This is a genomic window from Rhizobium grahamii (assembly GCF_009498215.1).
In the GTDB taxonomy this organism is placed as follows: Bacteria; Pseudomonadota; Alphaproteobacteria; order Rhizobiales; family Rhizobiaceae; genus Rhizobium; species Rhizobium grahamii_A.
On the sequence record NZ_CP043498.1, the window covers coordinates 2,014,101 to 2,029,412 of the forward strand.

16 protein-coding genes and 2 pseudogenes are annotated in these 15,312 nt (G+C 61.4%); 11 read left to right on the forward strand and 7 right to left on the reverse strand.

Features of this window, described 5'->3' with window-relative positions; all coding sequences use genetic code 11:
* Positions 1-122 precede the first annotated feature (122 nt).
* The 9 genes and pseudogenes from hemN (at position 123) to FZ934_RS09845 (ending at position 9,651) form a co-directional block, all read left to right on the forward strand.
* Positions 123-1,468 (forward strand): annotated as a pseudogene (gene hemN, locus FZ934_RS09805) (oxygen-independent coproporphyrinogen III oxidase).
* A 148-nt stretch (positions 1,469-1,616) separates the two neighbouring features.
* Entirely contained in the window at positions 1,617-2,195 is a 579-nt protein-coding gene (locus tag FZ934_RS09810; protein WP_153270921.1) for a GbsR/MarR family transcriptional regulator, read from the forward strand.
* A gap of 4 nt (positions 2,196-2,199) precedes the next feature.
* Positions 2,200-3,896, forward strand: a pseudogene (cydD, locus tag FZ934_RS09815) (thiol reductant ABC exporter subunit CydD).
* On the forward strand, positions 3,893-5,581 hold the full coding sequence (locus tag FZ934_RS09820) for an amino acid ABC transporter ATP-binding/permease protein (protein WP_153270922.1): 1,689 nt from the start codon (positions 3,893-3,895) through the stop codon (positions 5,579-5,581). The pseudogene cydD and the gene FZ934_RS09820 overlap by 4 nt, the downstream one beginning before the upstream one ends.
* A gap of 76 nt (positions 5,582-5,657) precedes the next feature.
* A complete protein-coding gene (locus tag FZ934_RS09825; protein ID WP_153270923.1) occupies positions 5,658-7,238 on the forward strand; it encodes a cytochrome ubiquinol oxidase subunit I in 1,581 nt (526 codons plus the stop codon).
* 6 nt (positions 7,239-7,244) lie between these two features.
* Positions 7,245-8,399, forward strand: coding sequence for a cytochrome d ubiquinol oxidase subunit II (gene cydB / locus FZ934_RS09830; RefSeq protein WP_153270924.1), 1,155 nt, complete (start codon positions 7,245-7,247; stop codon positions 8,397-8,399).
* Between the two features lie 12 nt (positions 8,400-8,411).
* Positions 8,412-8,522 carry a cytochrome bd-I oxidase subunit CydX gene (gene cydX / locus FZ934_RS09835; RefSeq protein ID WP_018857158.1) on the forward strand — a complete coding sequence of 37 codons (111 nt, stop codon included), beginning with the start codon at positions 8,412-8,414 and terminating at the stop codon, positions 8,520-8,522.
* Between the two features lie 158 nt (positions 8,523-8,680).
* Positions 8,681-9,277 carry a DJ-1/PfpI family protein gene (locus tag FZ934_RS09840; protein ID WP_153270925.1) on the forward strand — a complete coding sequence of 199 codons (597 nt, stop codon included), beginning with the start codon at positions 8,681-8,683 and terminating at the stop codon, positions 9,275-9,277.
* A 23-nt stretch (positions 9,278-9,300) separates the two neighbouring features.
* The gene (locus FZ934_RS09845; RefSeq protein ID WP_018116210.1) at positions 9,301-9,651 is read left to right on the forward strand and encodes a ribbon-helix-helix domain-containing protein; all 351 of its coding nucleotides are present in this window, start codon (positions 9,301-9,303) and stop codon (positions 9,649-9,651) included.
* 12 nt (positions 9,652-9,663) lie between these two features.
* Here FZ934_RS09845 and FZ934_RS09850 read toward each other — a convergent pair whose 3' ends face one another.
* Complete coding sequence (locus FZ934_RS09850) at positions 9,664-10,152, reverse strand: GAF domain-containing protein (RefSeq protein ID WP_153272412.1); 489 nt, start codon at positions 10,150-10,152, stop codon at positions 9,664-9,666.
* A 616-nt stretch (positions 10,153-10,768) separates the two neighbouring features.
* Here FZ934_RS09850 and FZ934_RS09860 point away from each other — a divergent pair.
* A complete protein-coding gene (locus FZ934_RS09860; protein WP_153270927.1) occupies positions 10,769-11,236 on the forward strand; it encodes an NUDIX domain-containing protein in 468 nt (155 codons plus the stop codon).
* A gap of 111 nt (positions 11,237-11,347) precedes the next feature.
* On the forward strand, positions 11,348-12,298 hold the full coding sequence (locus tag FZ934_RS09865; protein WP_153270928.1) for a DMT family transporter: 951 nt from the start codon (positions 11,348-11,350) through the stop codon (positions 12,296-12,298).
* A 104-nt stretch (positions 12,299-12,402) separates the two neighbouring features.
* Here FZ934_RS09865 and FZ934_RS09870 read toward each other — a convergent pair whose 3' ends face one another.
* The 6 genes from FZ934_RS09870 to FZ934_RS09890 all read right to left on the reverse strand — a co-directional run bounded on the left by FZ934_RS09870 (position 12,403) and on the right by FZ934_RS09890 (position 15,246).
* On the reverse strand, positions 12,403-12,750 hold the full coding sequence (locus tag FZ934_RS09870) for a hypothetical protein (RefSeq protein WP_153270929.1): 348 nt from the start codon (positions 12,748-12,750) through the stop codon (positions 12,403-12,405).
* 147 nt (positions 12,751-12,897) lie between these two features.
* Positions 12,898-13,200, reverse strand: coding sequence for a hypothetical protein (locus FZ934_RS09875; RefSeq protein ID WP_153270930.1), 303 nt, complete (start codon positions 13,198-13,200; stop codon positions 12,898-12,900).
* Positions 13,201-13,301: 101 nt separating this feature from the next.
* Positions 13,302-13,724, reverse strand: a complete 423-nt coding sequence (locus FZ934_RS09880) for a secondary thiamine-phosphate synthase enzyme YjbQ (protein ID WP_153270931.1) — start codon at positions 13,722-13,724, stop codon at positions 13,302-13,304.
* A gap of 77 nt (positions 13,725-13,801) precedes the next feature.
* Positions 13,802-14,155, reverse strand: coding sequence for a DUF1428 domain-containing protein (locus FZ934_RS09885; RefSeq protein ID WP_153270932.1), 354 nt, complete (start codon positions 14,153-14,155; stop codon positions 13,802-13,804).
* A gap of 123 nt (positions 14,156-14,278) precedes the next feature.
* Entirely contained in the window at positions 14,279-14,554 is a 276-nt protein-coding gene (locus FZ934_RS28535) for a LysR substrate-binding domain-containing protein (protein WP_348649067.1), read from the reverse strand.
* A complete protein-coding gene (locus FZ934_RS09890; RefSeq protein WP_348649068.1) occupies positions 14,551-15,246 on the reverse strand; it encodes a LysR family transcriptional regulator in 696 nt (231 codons plus the stop codon). Before FZ934_RS09890 ends, FZ934_RS28535 begins: the two co-directional genes overlap by 4 nt.
* Positions 15,247-15,312: the final 66 nt, after the last annotated feature.

The window sequence follows — 15,312 nt, forward strand, 5'->3', positions numbered from 1 at the left end:
GCATCAAATCAGCTCCGGCCAAAAGCATAGACTACAGCCCCCGCGCGAGAACAGCCCTTTCTTGATCGAAATCAAAGTGTCGTCATCCGAGCCCGGCTATGGCTTTCCCGAAAGGATACGCCATGAACGCCGAACTCATCGCCCGCTACGCCGCTCCGGTACCGCGCTACACCAGCTACCCCACAGCTCCACACTTCCACGACGGCGTCGACGAAGCCGTCTATAGGGGTGGCTTGGCGAGCAGTCGGATGGCCCGCTGTCGCTCTATCTACATATCCCGTTCTGCGATCGGCTCTGTTTCTATTGCGGCTGCCATACCAAGCAGGTGCGCCGCTACGATCCGATCGCCGCCTATCTCGATGCGCTCAACAAGGAGATCGGGCTTGTTGCCGAATGCCTTCCCGAGCGGCGCAAGGTCAGCGCCATCCATTTCGGCGGCGGTTCGCCGACGATCGTCAGCCCAAAGGATCTGCAAAGACTGCGCGACACGCTGGATCGGCATTTCGACATCGCTGCCAACGCCGAGATCAGTGTCGAGATCGACCCTACCCATGTGGACGCCGAGCGCCTGCAGGCATGGAGATCGTTCGGTATAACGCGCGCAAGTGTCGGCGTGCAGGACTTCGAACCGATCGTCCAGACCGCCATCAACCGCCCGCAAAGTTTCGAGGAGACGGCCGACGTCGTGACCACGCTGCGCGACCTCGGCGTTGCGTCCATCAATCTCGACATTGTCTACGGCCTGCCGCACCAGGACAGGGCGATGCTGATGCGGACGATCGAACAATGCCTTTCCATGGCGCCGGACCGGATCGCCATGTTCGGCTATGCGCACGTCCCCTGGATGAAGAAGCATCAGTCGCAGATCGATGCGGCGACACTCGCCGGCCCGGCTGAACGCTTCGAGATGGCGGCCGCCGGTGCCGGGGCCCTTCTGGCAGCAGACTACGTGTCTGTCGGCATCGATCATTTTGCAAAGCCGACCGACTGCATGGCGCAGAAGCTTTCCGACGGCACGCTTCGGCGCAATTTCCAGGGCTACACCACGGATGATGCCGAGGCTCTGATCGGCTTCGGCGTCTCCTCGATCGGCCGCTTGCCGCAAGGCTATGTGCAGAACATCACGGCGACTGGCCAATATTGCCGGGCGGTCTCCGACGGCCACCTGCCTGTCGCCCGCGGCTTTGCGCTGTCGGAGAGCGACCGCGCCGCGGCCTCCGCCATCGAGGACCTGATGTGCCGCTATGCGTTCTCCGTCACCGACCTGCGTTCGCGGTTCGGACGCGCCGCCGATGGGGTCTGCGCCGATGCGATGCGCACGCATATCTTCAACGAGGATGAGCTGACCACCTTCGACGGCAATACCTTCACCATCACGCCGAAAGGCCGGCCTTTCGTGAGGGCGATCGCTGCGAAATTCGATCGCTACCTCAATCAGGGCCATGCAAAACATTCCGTCGCCGTTTGATCCAGATCAAGTTCAGCCGCAGCGAATTTTCCTATGACTGGCTGCGGCACCAAATTGCCGCAGCCCTCAATTGACGATTGCCCATAGACCTAGCCAGTTATAGTAATTTCAGAAATTTCTGAAATCACAGACATAACGGAAACTGACGATGAACCTTCCGCCGCTTGTTCAATCATTTGTCCTGCACTTCGGCGAAATGGGCTCGCGATGGGGCATCAACCGCACCGTTGGTCAGATTTACGCCCTGCTCTACGTCTCGCCTTCGCCGCTCTGCGCCGAGGAAATCGCCGATGCCCTCGGCATCTCGCGCTCGAATGTTTCGATGAGCCTGCGCGAACTGCAGACCTGGAACCTGGTCCTGCTGAAGCACAAGCCGGATGACCGGCGCGACTTCTTCACGACGCCGGATGATGTCTGGCAAATCCTGCGAACACTGGCCGAAGAGCGCAAGAAGCGCGAGGTCGATCCGACCCTGTCGGTGCTGAGAGAAATCCTGATGCAACGCCCCGCAAGCGAAGCCGAGCGCCACGCCCAGGAGCGGATGAGCGAGATGCATGCGCTGATCGAGCAGCTAACGCATTGGTATGAAGACGTGAAACAACTTGAAACCGAGCGCCTTGCAACGTTACTCTCTTTAGGTGCGAAAGTGACGAAGCTGCTGGAGGCCAAGAACCGAGTTGTTTCGCTCGGCCGCAGCCGCCGGCCCAATCCTGCGAACAAGAGTTAGCGCTATGGGGAGTGCTTACTTAGACGCAAGTGGAAAGCAGGCTTTCGGCAAGCCGGCAAAAGCCGTGGGCAAAAATGCGGGGCTGCGCAAGGCAGCCACCGTCCAGGCGCTGGCATCGCTCATCTGGATTCCGCAGGCGGCAATTCTCGCCGCCGCGGTCGGCCGCATTGCCGATGGCGGCGGCTTCAACGACGTCTTGTGGTTCGCCGTCTACATAGCGCTCCTCGGGGTCGCAAAAAGCTGTCTCGAAGCGGCTGGCGGCCGCATGGCATTTCGCGCAGCACGCGCCGAACTGACGGCGCGGCGTGAACTTGCTGCGGCTGCGCTAGCCCGTCGTTCGCCGATCGACAGCACAAGGCCGAGCTCGGGCGAAGCCGCAAGCATCATCGGCGAACAGGCCGAGATGATCGTTCCCTACCTCTCGCGCTTTCAGCCGGCGCGCTTCAAGGCGAGCGCCGTACCATTGGTCATCCTCGCCTGCGTCTTCCCGATCTCCTGGATCGCGGCTCTGATCCTGCTCTTCGCCATGCCGCTCATTCCCGTTTTCATGGCATTGATCGGCTGGCGTGCGCAGGCAGCCAGCGAAAAGCAGTTGGCCGCGACCGGCGGGCTCAATGGTTTCCTCCTCGATCGCCTGCGTGGAATGACGACGATCCGCTCGCTCGGTGCCGTCGATGCCACCGCGACCCGACTGAGAACCGATGCCGACGAGCTGAAAACCCGCACCATGGCCGTCCTGAAGATCGCCTTCCTGTCGTCGGCCGTTCTGGAGCTTTTCGCCGTGCTCGGCGTCGCACTCGTTGCCGTCTACATCGGCTTTTCCCTGCTTGGCGAGATCAGGTTCGGCGCCTGGACCGGCGGCCTCGACCTGGCAAACGGCCTCTTCGTGCTGCTGCTGGCCCCGCCTTCTTCGAGCCGATGCGCGAACTCTCTGCCGTCTGGCATGACCGGGCCGCGGGCGAAGCCGCGATCAAGGCGATCGATGCGTTGAGTGCGGAAGGACTTCAGCTTCCGGTCGGTAGTGATACCGTTGCCGCAAACGAAAGCGCGGCCGGCGCCATCCGATTGGAGAATGTCGGCTTCCGCTACGACAGGGACGGAAAGGCCGCGATCGAGGCATTCAATCTCAGCATTCGTCCCGGCGAGCACGTTGCGTTGCTTGGCGCAAGCGGTTCGGGCAAATCGACCCTGCTCGCATTGATCGCCGGCCACGCAGCCTGCGATACCGGCAGCGTCACCATCGACGGACAGCCCGCCAACCCCGCCCTGCAGGCCAGGATCGCCTGGGTCGGCCAGAAGCCGCACATATTTGCGGGCACCATTGCGGGCAATATTTCGCTCGGTCGACCTGACGTGTCTCCCCAAGTGGTGGCGGAGGCTCTCGATCTCGCCAAGCTTGGCCGTTTCGCCAGCCTTCATGCCCGCCGTCCGCTTGGCGACGGTGGCCTCGGAGTATCGGGCGGCGAAGCGCTACGCCTCGCCATTGCCCGCGCCGCCTGCAATCCCGACGCAGAAATCGTGCTTGCCGACGAGCCGACAGCCCACCTTGACGCCGAAACCGCCAGCGACATCACCGAAAGCCTGATCGCTCTTGCCAAGGGCCGCACCCTTGTCGTCGCAACCCATGATCCGCGGCTTGCCGCGCGCATGGACCGCACAATCATGCTCGATCCCGAAACCGCACGGGAGGCCGCCGAATGAGCGCATCGCTTTCCAATCTCAAGCCGATCGTCAAGCTTTTCCTGGCCGAGCGGCGCCGCGGCCTGCTCCTTGGCGCGGCACTTTCCGCAACGACAGTCGCCGCGGGCATTGCCCTGCTCGGCCTCTCCGGTTGGTTTATCACCGCAACCGGCATCGCCGGACTGTCCGCGGCAGCGATCGCCACCTTCGACGTCTTCATGCCATCGGCCGGAATCCGCCTGCTGGCACTTGGCCGCACAGCCTCGCGCTACGCGGAACGGCTGACGACCCACGACGCGACGCTGAGCGTGCTCGCTGCCCTTCGAGAACGCCTGTTTCGCGGATGGGCAGCACCCGGCGCTGCCCGCGAACTGGCACGGCGGCCCGCCCGCCTGCTTTTCCGGCTGACTGGCGACATTGACGCGCTGGATTCGCTTTACCTCCGTGTGCTGGTTCCGGCAGCCGTGGCGATCGCCGCAGCGCTTGCCGTGAGTATTGCGCTCGGCCTCATGAATCCACTCTTCGGCCTAGCCGTCGGCGCTACCCTGCTGGGCGCTGGTCTCGGCATTCCACTATTCGCCGGACGTCGCGCGACGAAACACGCCCGTCGCCGCACCTATGGCATCGAAGCACTTCGCGCCCGCACCATCGACCTCGTCGCCGGGCAGACCGATCTGCTGATGGCCGGACGCCTTGCCGCCCAACGCGCGGCAATCGCCGAAGCCGATCGCTACGCGTCGGATGCGGACGATCGCCTGAACCGGATCGAAGCCGGTGTCACCTTCGGTTTCGGCCTCACGACGACCGCGCTTCTCGTCGGTTCATTGTTATCGGTCGCGGCACTTGCGGGCAGCGGAGCAATCAGCGCATCGGCCGCCACGCTCGCTGTCCTGATCGCTTTCGCATCGGTTGAACCCTTTGGCGCATTGCGGCGGGGAGCGATGGAACTCGGCCGCACACTTCTCGCTGCACGTCGCATCTCGCCCCGGCTATCCGCCGATGACGAGATCCTCGGCAACCGTGAGCCACAGAACGGATCGGCCTTTCGCCTGAACGGCGTCAGCGCAGGCTACGAAACGGAAACGCCCGTGCTTCACGGCATCGATCTCGACATGGCCGCAGGCTCGACGCTCGCACTCATCGGCACCAGCGGCGCGGGAAAATCGACCCTGCTATCGCTGCTCGCGGCCGAAATCCGCCAGAGCCGGGGAAGCGTCGAATGCCTCGACGCCACCCTGCTCACGCAGCGTACCGAGCTCTTCCAGGATAGCCTTCGCGGCAATCTGCAGCTGGCAAATCCCGAGGCAAAGGATGCCGCCCTGAACGAGGCGCTTGCCGCCGCCGGGCTCCTGCAGGACGTCGCCGCGCTGCCGCACGGGCTCGACACCCGGCTTGCTGAAGGCGGCATGGGGCTCTCGGGTGGCCAGTCGCGCCGCCTCGCCCTTGCCCGTCTCTTCCTGCGCGACACGCCGCTCTGGCTCTTCGACGAGCCGACCGAGGGTCTCGATGGCGCAACCGCCCGCGACGTTATGAACCGCCTGGCGGAGAAGGCGAAGGGACGCTCGCTCGTCATCGCCACCCACATCCGCCGCGAGGCCGCGATCGCGGATGTCATCGCCGTCATGGAAGACGGACGCGTTACAGAAGTTTCACGCCGTGGAGAGGCGGCGTTCGAAAAGGCTCTGAATCGGCTGAGACCGGACTGAGCCAACCCGCATGACCGCCCGGCAATCCGGCCCGGCGGAAACTCTTCATACCCCGTGGGGCCGTGGGAGAAAGACAATGGAACTAGACATAGTCGCGCTATCGCGCTTCCAATTTGCGCTGACCGCGCTTTACCACTTTTTATTCGTACCATTGACGCTCGGGCTTTCCGTGCTGCTCGCCATCATGGAAACCGTCTACGTCATGACCGGCCGCCAGATCTGGCGCCAGATGACGAAATTCTGGGGCGTGCTCTTCGGCATCAATTTCGCCATCGGCGTTGCCACCGGCATCGTCATGGAATTCCAGTTCGGCATGAACTGGAGCTACTACAGCTATTACGTCGGTGACATCTTCGGCGCGCCTCTGGCGATCGAAGGGCTGATGGCCTTCTTCCTCGAGGCGACCTTTGTCGGCCTGTTCTTCTTCGGTTGGGACAAGCTCTCCAAGGTCGGTCACCTAGTGGCGACATGGTGTGTCGCGCTCGGCTCCAACTTCTCGGCGCTCTGGATCCTCATCGCCAACGGCTGGATGCAGAACCCGGTCGGTTCGGCACTCAATCCGCAGACGATGCGCATGGAGGTCACCAGCTTCTTCGACGTGGTCTTCAATCCGGTTGCCCAGGCGAAGTTCGTTCATACGGTCTCGGCCGGCTACGTCTGTGCCTCGATCTTCGTGCTCGGCGTCTCGGCCTGGTACCTCTTGAAGGGACGCCACATCGAGATCGCCAAGCGATCGATGACGGTTGCCGCCTCGTTCGGTCTTGCATCGGCCCTGTCGGTTGTCGTCCTCGGTGACGAAAGCGGCTATCTCGCAACTGAAAACCAGAAGATGAAGCTCGCCGCGATCGAAGCCATGTGGAAGACGGAGCCGGCGCCCGCCGCCTTCACCGCCTTCGGCTTCCCCGACCAGGAAGCCCGCGAGACCCACTTTGCGGTCCATATCCCCTGGGTCATGGGGCTGATCGGCACGCGCTCGCTGACGACAGAGATCCCCGGCATCGACAAGCTCGAACAGCAAGCCGAGGTTCGTATCCGCGACGGCATCAAGGCTTACGACGCGCTGATGCAGATCCGCGCAGCCGCGACCCCGGATGCAATCGCACCCCAGCTGCGTAGCTCCTTCGAGGAAATGGGACACGAGCTTGGCTATGCCCTTCTCCTGAAGCGCTACGTCGACGATCCGCGCCAGGCGACTGACGCGCAGATCATCCAGGCTGCCCGCGATACCATCCCGCATGTGCCGACGCTCTTCTGGTCGTTCCGCATCATGGTCGGGCTAGGCATGTTCTTCATTGTCCTGACGGCCACCTTCTTCTGGCTCTCGGCACGCCGGCACCTCGACAAATATCCACTGTTGCTGAAAATTGCCGTCTTCGCCATCCCGCTTCCCTGGATCGCCATCGAAGCCGGCTGGATCGTTGCCGAAATTGGGCGCCAGCCGTGGGTAATCGAAGGCGTGCTGCCGACGGCCATGGCGGTCTCGAGCCTCGGCGCGAGCACCGTGCTGCTGACGATCATCGGCTTTGCTGTCCTTTACACGGCGCTGATCGTCGTCGAGATGACCTTGATGATCAAGAGCATCCAGAAGGGACCGGAACCGGACGACAAGCCGGAGGCCGAACTCATTTCCGAAACCCTCGTTCCCGCCGCGGAGTGATCGATCATGATCCTGCACGAACTCATAAGCTACGACATCCTGCGCATGATCTGGTGGCTGCTTCTCGGGGTGCTGCTGATCGCCTTTGCCGCCAGCGACGGCTTCGACCTCGGCGTCGGCACGCTGCTTCCCTTCGTCGCCAAGACGGATACGGAACGCCGCGTCGCCATCAACACCATTGGCCCAGTCTGGGAAGGAAACCAGGTCTGGCTCATCCTCGGCGGCGGTGCCATCTTCGCCGCCTGGCCTCCGCTCTATGCGGTGTCCTTCTCGGGGTTCTACCTTGCGATGTTCGCGATCCTGCTCGCGCTCATCCTGCGGCCGGTCGCCTTCAAGTACCGCTCGAAGCGTGAAAGCGCCCGCTGGCGCGGCAATTGGGACATCGCCCTGTTCATCGGCGGTTTCGTGCCGTCGCTGATCTTCGGCGTCGCGGTCGGCAACGTGTTGCAGGGCGTGCCGTTCCGGTTTGATCCGGCCGACATGCGCATCTTCTACGAAGGGTCGTTTTTCGGATTGTTGAACCCCTACGCATTGCTCTGCGGCCTGCTTTCGGTCGCCATGCTGGTCCTGCATGGATCTGCCTGGCTGGTCCTCAAGGCAAGCGGAACCGTCGCGGACCGGGCCAGAAGCTATGGAAGCCTGGCGGCACTCGCGGTGATCGTCCTCTTCGCGCTCGGCGGCATCTTTCTCGCTCTCGGCGTCAACGGTTACACCATAACGAGCGCCATCAACCCGACCGGCCCGTCGAACCCGCTTCTCAAGACTGCAACGCATGAGGGGTCCTGGCTTGCGAACTACGGCACCTATCCGTGGATGATCATCGCTCCTATCCTGGGCTTCATCGGAGCGGCCGCGGCATTCCTCGGGTTGCGGGCAAGATGGGAGGTCGCAACGCTGCTGTTCAGCAAGGTCTCGATCCTCGGCATCATCTCGACCGTCGGCCTTTCGATGTTTCCGTTCATCCTGCCCTCCTCGCTCGATCCGAAGTCGAGCCTGACGGTGTGGGATGCATCGTCGAGCCATTCGACGTTGTTCACCATGCTTGTCGTCGCGGTGATCTTCCTGCCGATCATCTTCGCCTACACCGCCTGGGTCTACAAAGTGCTGTGGGGCAAGGTCGACGAGAAGGCCATCAACGACAAGAGCGGCCACGCTTACTGAAGGAGAAAGACGATGTGGTATTTCGCATGGATCCTCGGCCTTCCGCTGGCCGCCGCCTTCGCGGTTCTGAACGCGATGTGGTATGAACTGATGGACGACGAAGCCAAGAAGAAAAAGCAGTAGCGCTCAAGCTGCTGCCAAGGAAACGATAAGGGGACGGCCAACCGGCGCGTCCCCTTTTTGCTGCCTTAAAACTGGGAATTTTCGCTGTAGTATTCCCTTAGTACCCTTTGGCTCACAGGCCTTGCTAAGCTCCTCCCGTTGTTTTTGGGAGGAAACAGATGCCAGCTTCTAAAATCCTGATGATCACCGGCGATTTCACCGAGGACTATGAAACCATGGTCCCGTTCCAGACGCTGCTCGCCTGCGGCTATACCGTGCATGCGGTGTGCCCCGGCAAGAATGCCGGCGAGACCGTCGCGACCGCCATCCATGACTTCGAGGGCGACCAGACCTATTCCGAAAAGCGCGGCCACAACTTCGCGCTCAACGCCACCTTCTCCAGCATCCGCGCCGAGGATTACGACGCACTCGTCATTCCGGGTGGCCGCGCGCCGGAATATCTGCGCCTCAACCCCGAGGTCATCAAGGCCGTGCAGCACTTCTTTGAAGCCGGCAAGCCGGTGGCCGCGATCTGCCACGGCGCCCAACTGCTGGCAGCCGCCGGCGTTCTCAAGGGTCGCACCTGCTCCGCCTACCCCGCCTGCCGCCCGGAAGTCGAACTTGCCGGCGGGATCTACGCCGATATCGCCATCAGCGACGCTGTCTCGGATGGCAACCTCGTGACCGCTCCGGCATGGCCCGCACACCCTTCATGGCTGCGGCAGTTCATGGCTGTGCTTGATGCCTCGGCACTGCTACAAACGAACGCCGCCTGAGGAGACGGACAGGGAGAGACGGGATGTGCGAATTGTTCATCAAGGCGGACGCGAAGCTCTGGGAGAGCACCACGCGTTCGCTGCGCATCGACGGCATGGTGACGAGCGTTCGGCTGGAGAATTTCTTCTGGTCGAAGCTCGAAGAGATCGCACGGCGTGACCGCATGAATGTCACGCAGTTGATCACAAGGCTGCATCATGAATCGATCGATGCCGGCCATGATCTCGGAAACTTCACGTCTTTCCTGAGAGTGTGCTGCGCACGCTATCTCGACCTGCAGCTGACGGGAGATATTCCGGCAGACGTCAACCAGCCGATCGCCGGGCTGAATGCTCCGGCGATCCTCGTTCGCGAACGGGAAAAATATCACTGAGCCCGTAAAGGCTCAGTAGCTGGCCTCGACGAAAATCCTGGCCAGCGCTTCGATGCCGGCCTGGTCGTCGGCGTCGAAACGCGCCGGGGTCGGGCTGTCGAGGTCGATTACGCCCAGGATCTTGCCGTTGTGATGAAGCGGCACGACAAGTTCGGAGCGCGAGGCGGCATCGCAGGCGATATGTCCGGGAAAGGCATGCACGTCCTCGACGAGGATCGGGGTTCCCTTCTCCACCGCCGTTCCGCAGACGCCACGACCGACCGCGATACGAACGCACGCCGCCTTGCCTTGGAATGGCCCGAGAACCAGTTCGCTGTCCGACTTCAGGAAATAGAATCCGGCCCAGTTCAAATCCGGCAGCATCTCGAACATCAGGGCAGACGTATTTGCGGCATTGGCGATCATATCCCGCTCGCCGTGCAGCAGGCCTTGAAGCTGCTGCTGCAGTTCTTGGTAGAACGTGGCCTTGTCCGCATGCGTTATCTTGGAAGCCTGAAACATGGCCTGAACACTCGCTGTCATTGGGATGCGCTCGATATAATAGGCTGATCACACTTTGCCAATGCCGCGGTCACATCGCCGCGAGTGGGCAGGCTGCGGACTTGTCGGAATGCGACGGCACCATATCTATTATGAGTGGCGACCTTTTGGTCATCAGCGAACCGGATGCCCGCAACGATGTGCAGCGCACCGCTCGCCGTAAAGCGTTATCGTTCCGGCGAAACCGGCATGTTTTTGATGATGCGTCATAAGCGTCCACCCCGTGGCGGCGAGTGTTCGTCGCGACGATGTATTGAAGTTGTTGTTTGAAGTGGCTCCATTCATACCCGAGGCAAGACAATGACCCCGAAGACAGACGTGTAGTCTTCAGCCACCGCGAAATCGCGGCGATCATCAAAGGAATTACGCAAGAGGACGGGACGGAAGCACCGATCACCGGAAAATCACTTGGCGAGGCGATCTTGTTCGTCTCCGAAGAGGCCGCGACGAGTTCTTCGAGCGCGCATGTCATCTACGGGGCGAATGAATCGTTGAGCTATACCGATTGCCTCAGCATCTACAGGGATTATGGCGCGGCTCTGCGCGCCGGATCGCATTGATGACCGGAGCATGATGAATGGCGACAAGAAGCGCCGGTCTGCTTATTCACCGCCAGCATGAAGGTCGTCTAGAGGTCCTGCTGGTTCACCCCGGCGGACCTTACTGGGCCAAGAAGGATGACGGTAGTTGGTCGATCCCGAAGGGTCTGGTCGACGAGGGAGAAGACGAACTCTCCGCCGCCAGGCGCGAGGTACGGGAAGAGATCGGTCACACTCCGGAAGGTCCCTTCACCTTTATCGGCTCCTACAAGCAGCCGAGTGGCGGGAAGATCGTCATTGCCTGGTCTGTCCCGGCTGAGATCGACATCGACAGGATCGTGAGCAACAGCTTTGCCATGGAATGGCCACCACGTTCCGGCCTCACGCAGGAATTCCCGGAAGTCGACAGAGCCGCGTGGTTTTCGCTCTATGAGGCGGATGTGAAGCTGCTTGCCGGTCAGCGCCCGATCTTGAGGGATTTTGCCGCCGCTCATCCAGCAGCGTGAGCGCAGCGCACTCCTCTTCTGCTGCATGGCAGCTATTCTCATTCAGCGTTCGCTCCGCGGGTATTTCTGGGCCATGGTAGCTTACCCTCCTCCGTCAATGATTCTGGCCACATGACAGCTCCCCATTCGCCGCTCCGCGGTGTTCTCGTAGCGTTTGCCGCTTACGCGGTTTTCGCGTTCAGCGACGCATCCATCAAAATCCTTCATGGTAGCATTCCGGCCTATCAGGTCGCCTTCATCGGCGCTCTGTTCGGAACAGCCGTTCTTCCCTTTATCAAGGGCAAGGACGACTCATGGCTCGATATGGTTCGTTCATCCAACCGCTCACTGTGGCTGCTGAGATTCGTCTGCGGCGCCGTCGGCGCCATTGCGTCGATCATCACGTTTACGAAGCTGCCGATGGCTGAAGCCTTCTGTCTGCTGTTCCTGCTTCCCTCCTTCGTCACCATTCTTTCGGTGATCTTCCTGAAGGAAGATGTGCGCTGGCAGCGCTGGGCCGCCGTCATCGTCGGCTTCCTCGGCGTGCTGGTGGTGCTTCGGCCGGGTTTCAGGGAACTTTCGGTCGGACATCTCGCCGCTGCGATCGGCGGATTGGCCGCGGCGATCTCGATCGTGGTGCTCAGAAAGATGGGCCCTGCGGAAAAGCGGCTGTCCCTCTATGGCGCGGCATTGCTCGGCACGATTATTGTCAGCGGCATCCTGATGCTGTCGCAAATGGCTATGCCGACACCAAGCCAGTGGTTCTTCTTGGCGAGCTACGGCCTGCTCGGCGCCGCCGGCAACGTGATGCTGATGACCGCCGCGCGCATGGCACCGGCGAATCTTGTCGCTCCACCGCAATATAGCCAGATGCTCTGGGCAATCGCCTTCGGCTACCTGATTTTCGACGATACGATCGATCTTCCGATGGCCGGCGGTATCCTGCTCATCATCTGCTCCGGCCTGCTGACGCTGGCGCGCGAACGCAAGCGTGGCACGCCGCTTCCGACATCGGTCGTTTCGACCGACAGCCAGGCACCGCTCGCAACCACGAAGTCTCTAGAGACCGCCGGCGCGGATTAAATCCGCCGGCTGTTGAACGAAGCGGCGAAGACATCTTCACAAAAAGCAACACCCCTGCCGGCGGCAACGCAGGCAGGGGTGTTGAGTTTTAGGCGATCGAAACTCTATCGACGCAGAACGGGGCAGCCACGAACGTTGCCGAAGCTGATTTCATCCGGACCGCGGCGCGACCAGCCCTGCACGATCACGCGGCGCGGCGTCACGTCGACGACGTGGGCGCGGCGGAAGCCGTAGTCGCGCGCGATATCTTCGGCAAGCCGAGGATCACAGCCACGAGGACGGCCATAACCCGGCGGCGGCGGTGGTGGCGGACGGTAATAGCCGGGAGGCGGTGGCGGACGACCGCTACCGATATAGACATCCACCTGAGCGGACGCCGGCGCCACTGCTCCGGCAAGCGTGCCGGCAGCAAGCACCGCGGCGATACCCGCCTTGGCCAGAAACTGCTTCATCAAACTCTCCATATCCTCACGGCCGAAACCGCGACTGCTCCGATTTTACTCGTCCCGGTCGGCCACGGCCGTCCCGGATACGCCTACTCATATGCGATTCGCACAAAGCCGTTCGAAAATGGCACCGCTATGGCGAATCCCAGGCCGTCAACGACGGATCAGCGGACATCCCCTAACGTTGGCGAACCACATCTGTTCCCATCCGCGATAGCCCCGTCCCGAGACAGCAACCCGCTTTGGCGTCATATGCGTGACCCGCGCATTGCGAAGACCGGCCCACCGCGCCTTCTGCACGGCTTCAACAGGCCAGCAACCACGGACCGGACGATACTGGACGTCGATCACAGCGGCATGCTGCATTGAAGCCGCATCGGCGACGGAAGAGGTTGCAGGCATGGAGGCAAAAGCAACGAAGGCTGCGAAGGCAACGCGGGCGACGAATTGATGCATAACGAACTCTCAAATCAGTTTCATTGATCTCCCTTGCGGGATTGAGGCAACCATAAGCCGCTGAAAATGAACGATGTTCGAATTGCCTATTCAGATTGGGTTCAGGCGCCGAGATGCAGCACGACTTCACGCCGATGCGGGCGATCGCGATGCTCGAAGAGATAGATCCCCTGCCACGTGCCTAGCGCCAGCCGTCCCGAAATAACCGGGATACCGATGGAAACCTGGGTCAAAGCGGCCTTGATATGAGCAGGCATGTCATCCGGTCCCTCTGCCGTATGCACGATCCAGCGCATCGAAGGATCCGAGGAAGGCGGCACCAGCCGGGTAAAAAATGCCCGCAGATCCTGCTGCACATCCGGGTCGGCGTTCTCCTGGATGATCAGGGAACAGGAAGTGTGCCGGACAAACACCGTGAGTAACCCCTCGGTGACCGCGCACGTGCGGACAAAGGCGCTGGCCTCATGGGTAAATTCATAGAGCCCCTGGCCTTGTGTAGCCAGGCTGATGATCTTCTGAGGCATGATGGTGCTCCGCACAGGCTTGACGTCGCCGCAGCAGTGGCTGCGGCGCTCGGCTCATGTCAATCCTTGGCGTCAGGTCAGAGCCGCAGAAATGGCTCGAAACCGCCGAAGATCATCCGCTTCCCGTCGAAGATGGACTTCCATTCGTCGCCCTGAAGGCGCGAGTCTGCCATCACCTTCTCGACGATTTCATCGCGATCCTTGCGGGAATCATAAACGATCCAGGAAAAGACGACGACCTCGTCCTCTTTCGCCTGAACGGCGCGGGGAAACGACGTGACCTCGCCGTAGGGCACGTCGTCGCCAACGCACTCGACATATTCCTTTGCGCCGTAAGACTTCCAGATGGCTCCTGTTGTCGCCGAGAAGGCCTTGTAGGCCTCGATATTCTGCTTCGGCACCGCAACGATAAATCCATCGACATAAGGCATGCTGTTCTCCCTTCATGGCGTCCTTCTTCAAGGACGGACGAGTTCATGAGAAACCGACATGCACATAAAGATGAGTCGCGATCGCGAATGGGCAAGCGCGGAATTATCGGGAGGTAGGCTGCCTCAGCCGTCCGTTGCCGTTTCGAAGGCCCTGGTCGGAACGCGAAAGGTCTTGAACTTGTCGACCAGAAAATCGACCAGGGCGCGAACGGCGGTTGGCAGACCACGCGAGGCGGTAAAGACGATATAGATGGTTGCCTGCGACATCTGGTAGTCCGGCAGGAGATGAACGAGGCTGCCGTCCCGTATCCCTTCCGCGCACAAGTGATCGGGCAAGAGGCCGACGCCAACGCCGGCGTAGATCGCCTCCAGAACGGCGGGAACGCTGCGGCAGCTCATGCGCGGCCGATGCTCATGCCGGTGCATCGCCCCATCGGGCCCTTGAATTCCCAGACGTCGGTGTCGCGCCATTCGTTCATGGTACCCGTAAAGGAAACCGTCGGAACATCTGAAAGGCACTCGATGCCCCCGCCCTGGGGCACGAGTTCGGCCAGCTGCTTGTTGGCGACCAGGATCAGATCGACCTTGCTCAGGACGCGCATCGTCAGTTCGGAATCGGTTTCGTCATTCAATTGCGCACGGATCGCCAGATCCAGACGATCATTGATGATATCGACGCGGCTGTCTGTCGCGAGGATCTGCAGCTGGACGCGCGGATGGCGCAGCAGGAACTCAGGAAGAATACCCGCGAGCGACCCTTCGAGAAGACCGGTCGGCACACTGATGCGGACCTGCCCCTGCGGCTCGCCACTCGCCTCGTTCACCGCCTTCGCTGCCCGGTCGACCTCCCGCAGCATGTTCTCGCAGTATCCGTAGAGCGACTGGCCGATCTCCGTGACACGGAACCGATGAACGGTCCGCTCGATCAATCGGACGCCGAGCCGCTCCTCGAGCGCCGATATCCGCCTGCTCAACTTCGATTTAGGCAACCCCAGGACGCGTCCGGCCGAGGAAAACCCGCCGTGCCGCACAACAGCCGCGAAATAGGCGAAATCGTTCATATCAGGAAAGGAGAAATCCGCGGCAGGCACTTGGCACCTCTTTTAAAATGCTAACTACGCCCCCGCCACCGTCAATTACGCCTGTTGAGCGCAGAT

Coding starts and splice junctions, on each gene's coding strand:
- FZ934_RS09810 (WP_153270921.1), top strand. CDS start 1,617: ATGAACCTTCCGCCGCTTGTTCAATCATTTGTCCTGCACTTCGGCGAA.
- FZ934_RS09820 (WP_153270922.1), top strand. CDS start 3,893: ATGAGCGCATCGCTTTCCAATCTCAAGCCGATCGTCAAGCTTTTCCTG.
- FZ934_RS09885 (WP_153270932.1), bottom strand. CDS start 14,155: ATGCCTTATGTCGATGGATTTATCGTTGCGGTGCCGAAGCAGAATATC.
- FZ934_RS09875 (WP_153270930.1), bottom strand. CDS start 13,200: ATGCATCAATTCGTCGCCCGCGTTGCCTTCGCAGCCTTCGTTGCTTTT.
- FZ934_RS09840 (WP_153270925.1), top strand. CDS start 8,681: ATGCCAGCTTCTAAAATCCTGATGATCACCGGCGATTTCACCGAGGAC.
- FZ934_RS09850 (WP_153272412.1), bottom strand. CDS start 10,152: ATGTTTCAGGCTTCCAAGATAACGCATGCGGACAAGGCCACGTTCTAC.
- cydB (WP_153270924.1), top strand. CDS start 7,245: ATGATCCTGCACGAACTCATAAGCTACGACATCCTGCGCATGATCTGG.
- FZ934_RS28535 (WP_348649067.1), bottom strand. CDS start 14,554: ATGAGCTGCCGCAGCGTTCCCGCCGTTCTGGAGGCGATCTACGCCGGC.
- FZ934_RS09865 (WP_153270928.1), top strand. CDS start 11,348: ATGACAGCTCCCCATTCGCCGCTCCGCGGTGTTCTCGTAGCGTTTGCC.
- FZ934_RS09870 (WP_153270929.1), bottom strand. CDS start 12,750: ATGAAGCAGTTTCTGGCCAAGGCGGGTATCGCCGCGGTGCTTGCTGCC.
- FZ934_RS09845 (WP_018116210.1), top strand. CDS start 9,301: ATGTGCGAATTGTTCATCAAGGCGGACGCGAAGCTCTGGGAGAGCACC.
- cydX (WP_018857158.1), top strand. CDS start 8,412: ATGTGGTATTTCGCATGGATCCTCGGCCTTCCGCTGGCCGCCGCCTTC.
- FZ934_RS09825 (WP_153270923.1), top strand. CDS start 5,658: ATGGAACTAGACATAGTCGCGCTATCGCGCTTCCAATTTGCGCTGACC.
- FZ934_RS09880 (WP_153270931.1), bottom strand. CDS start 13,724: ATGCCTCAGAAGATCATCAGCCTGGCTACACAAGGCCAGGGGCTCTAT.
- FZ934_RS09860 (WP_153270927.1), top strand. CDS start 10,769: ATGGCGACAAGAAGCGCCGGTCTGCTTATTCACCGCCAGCATGAAGGT.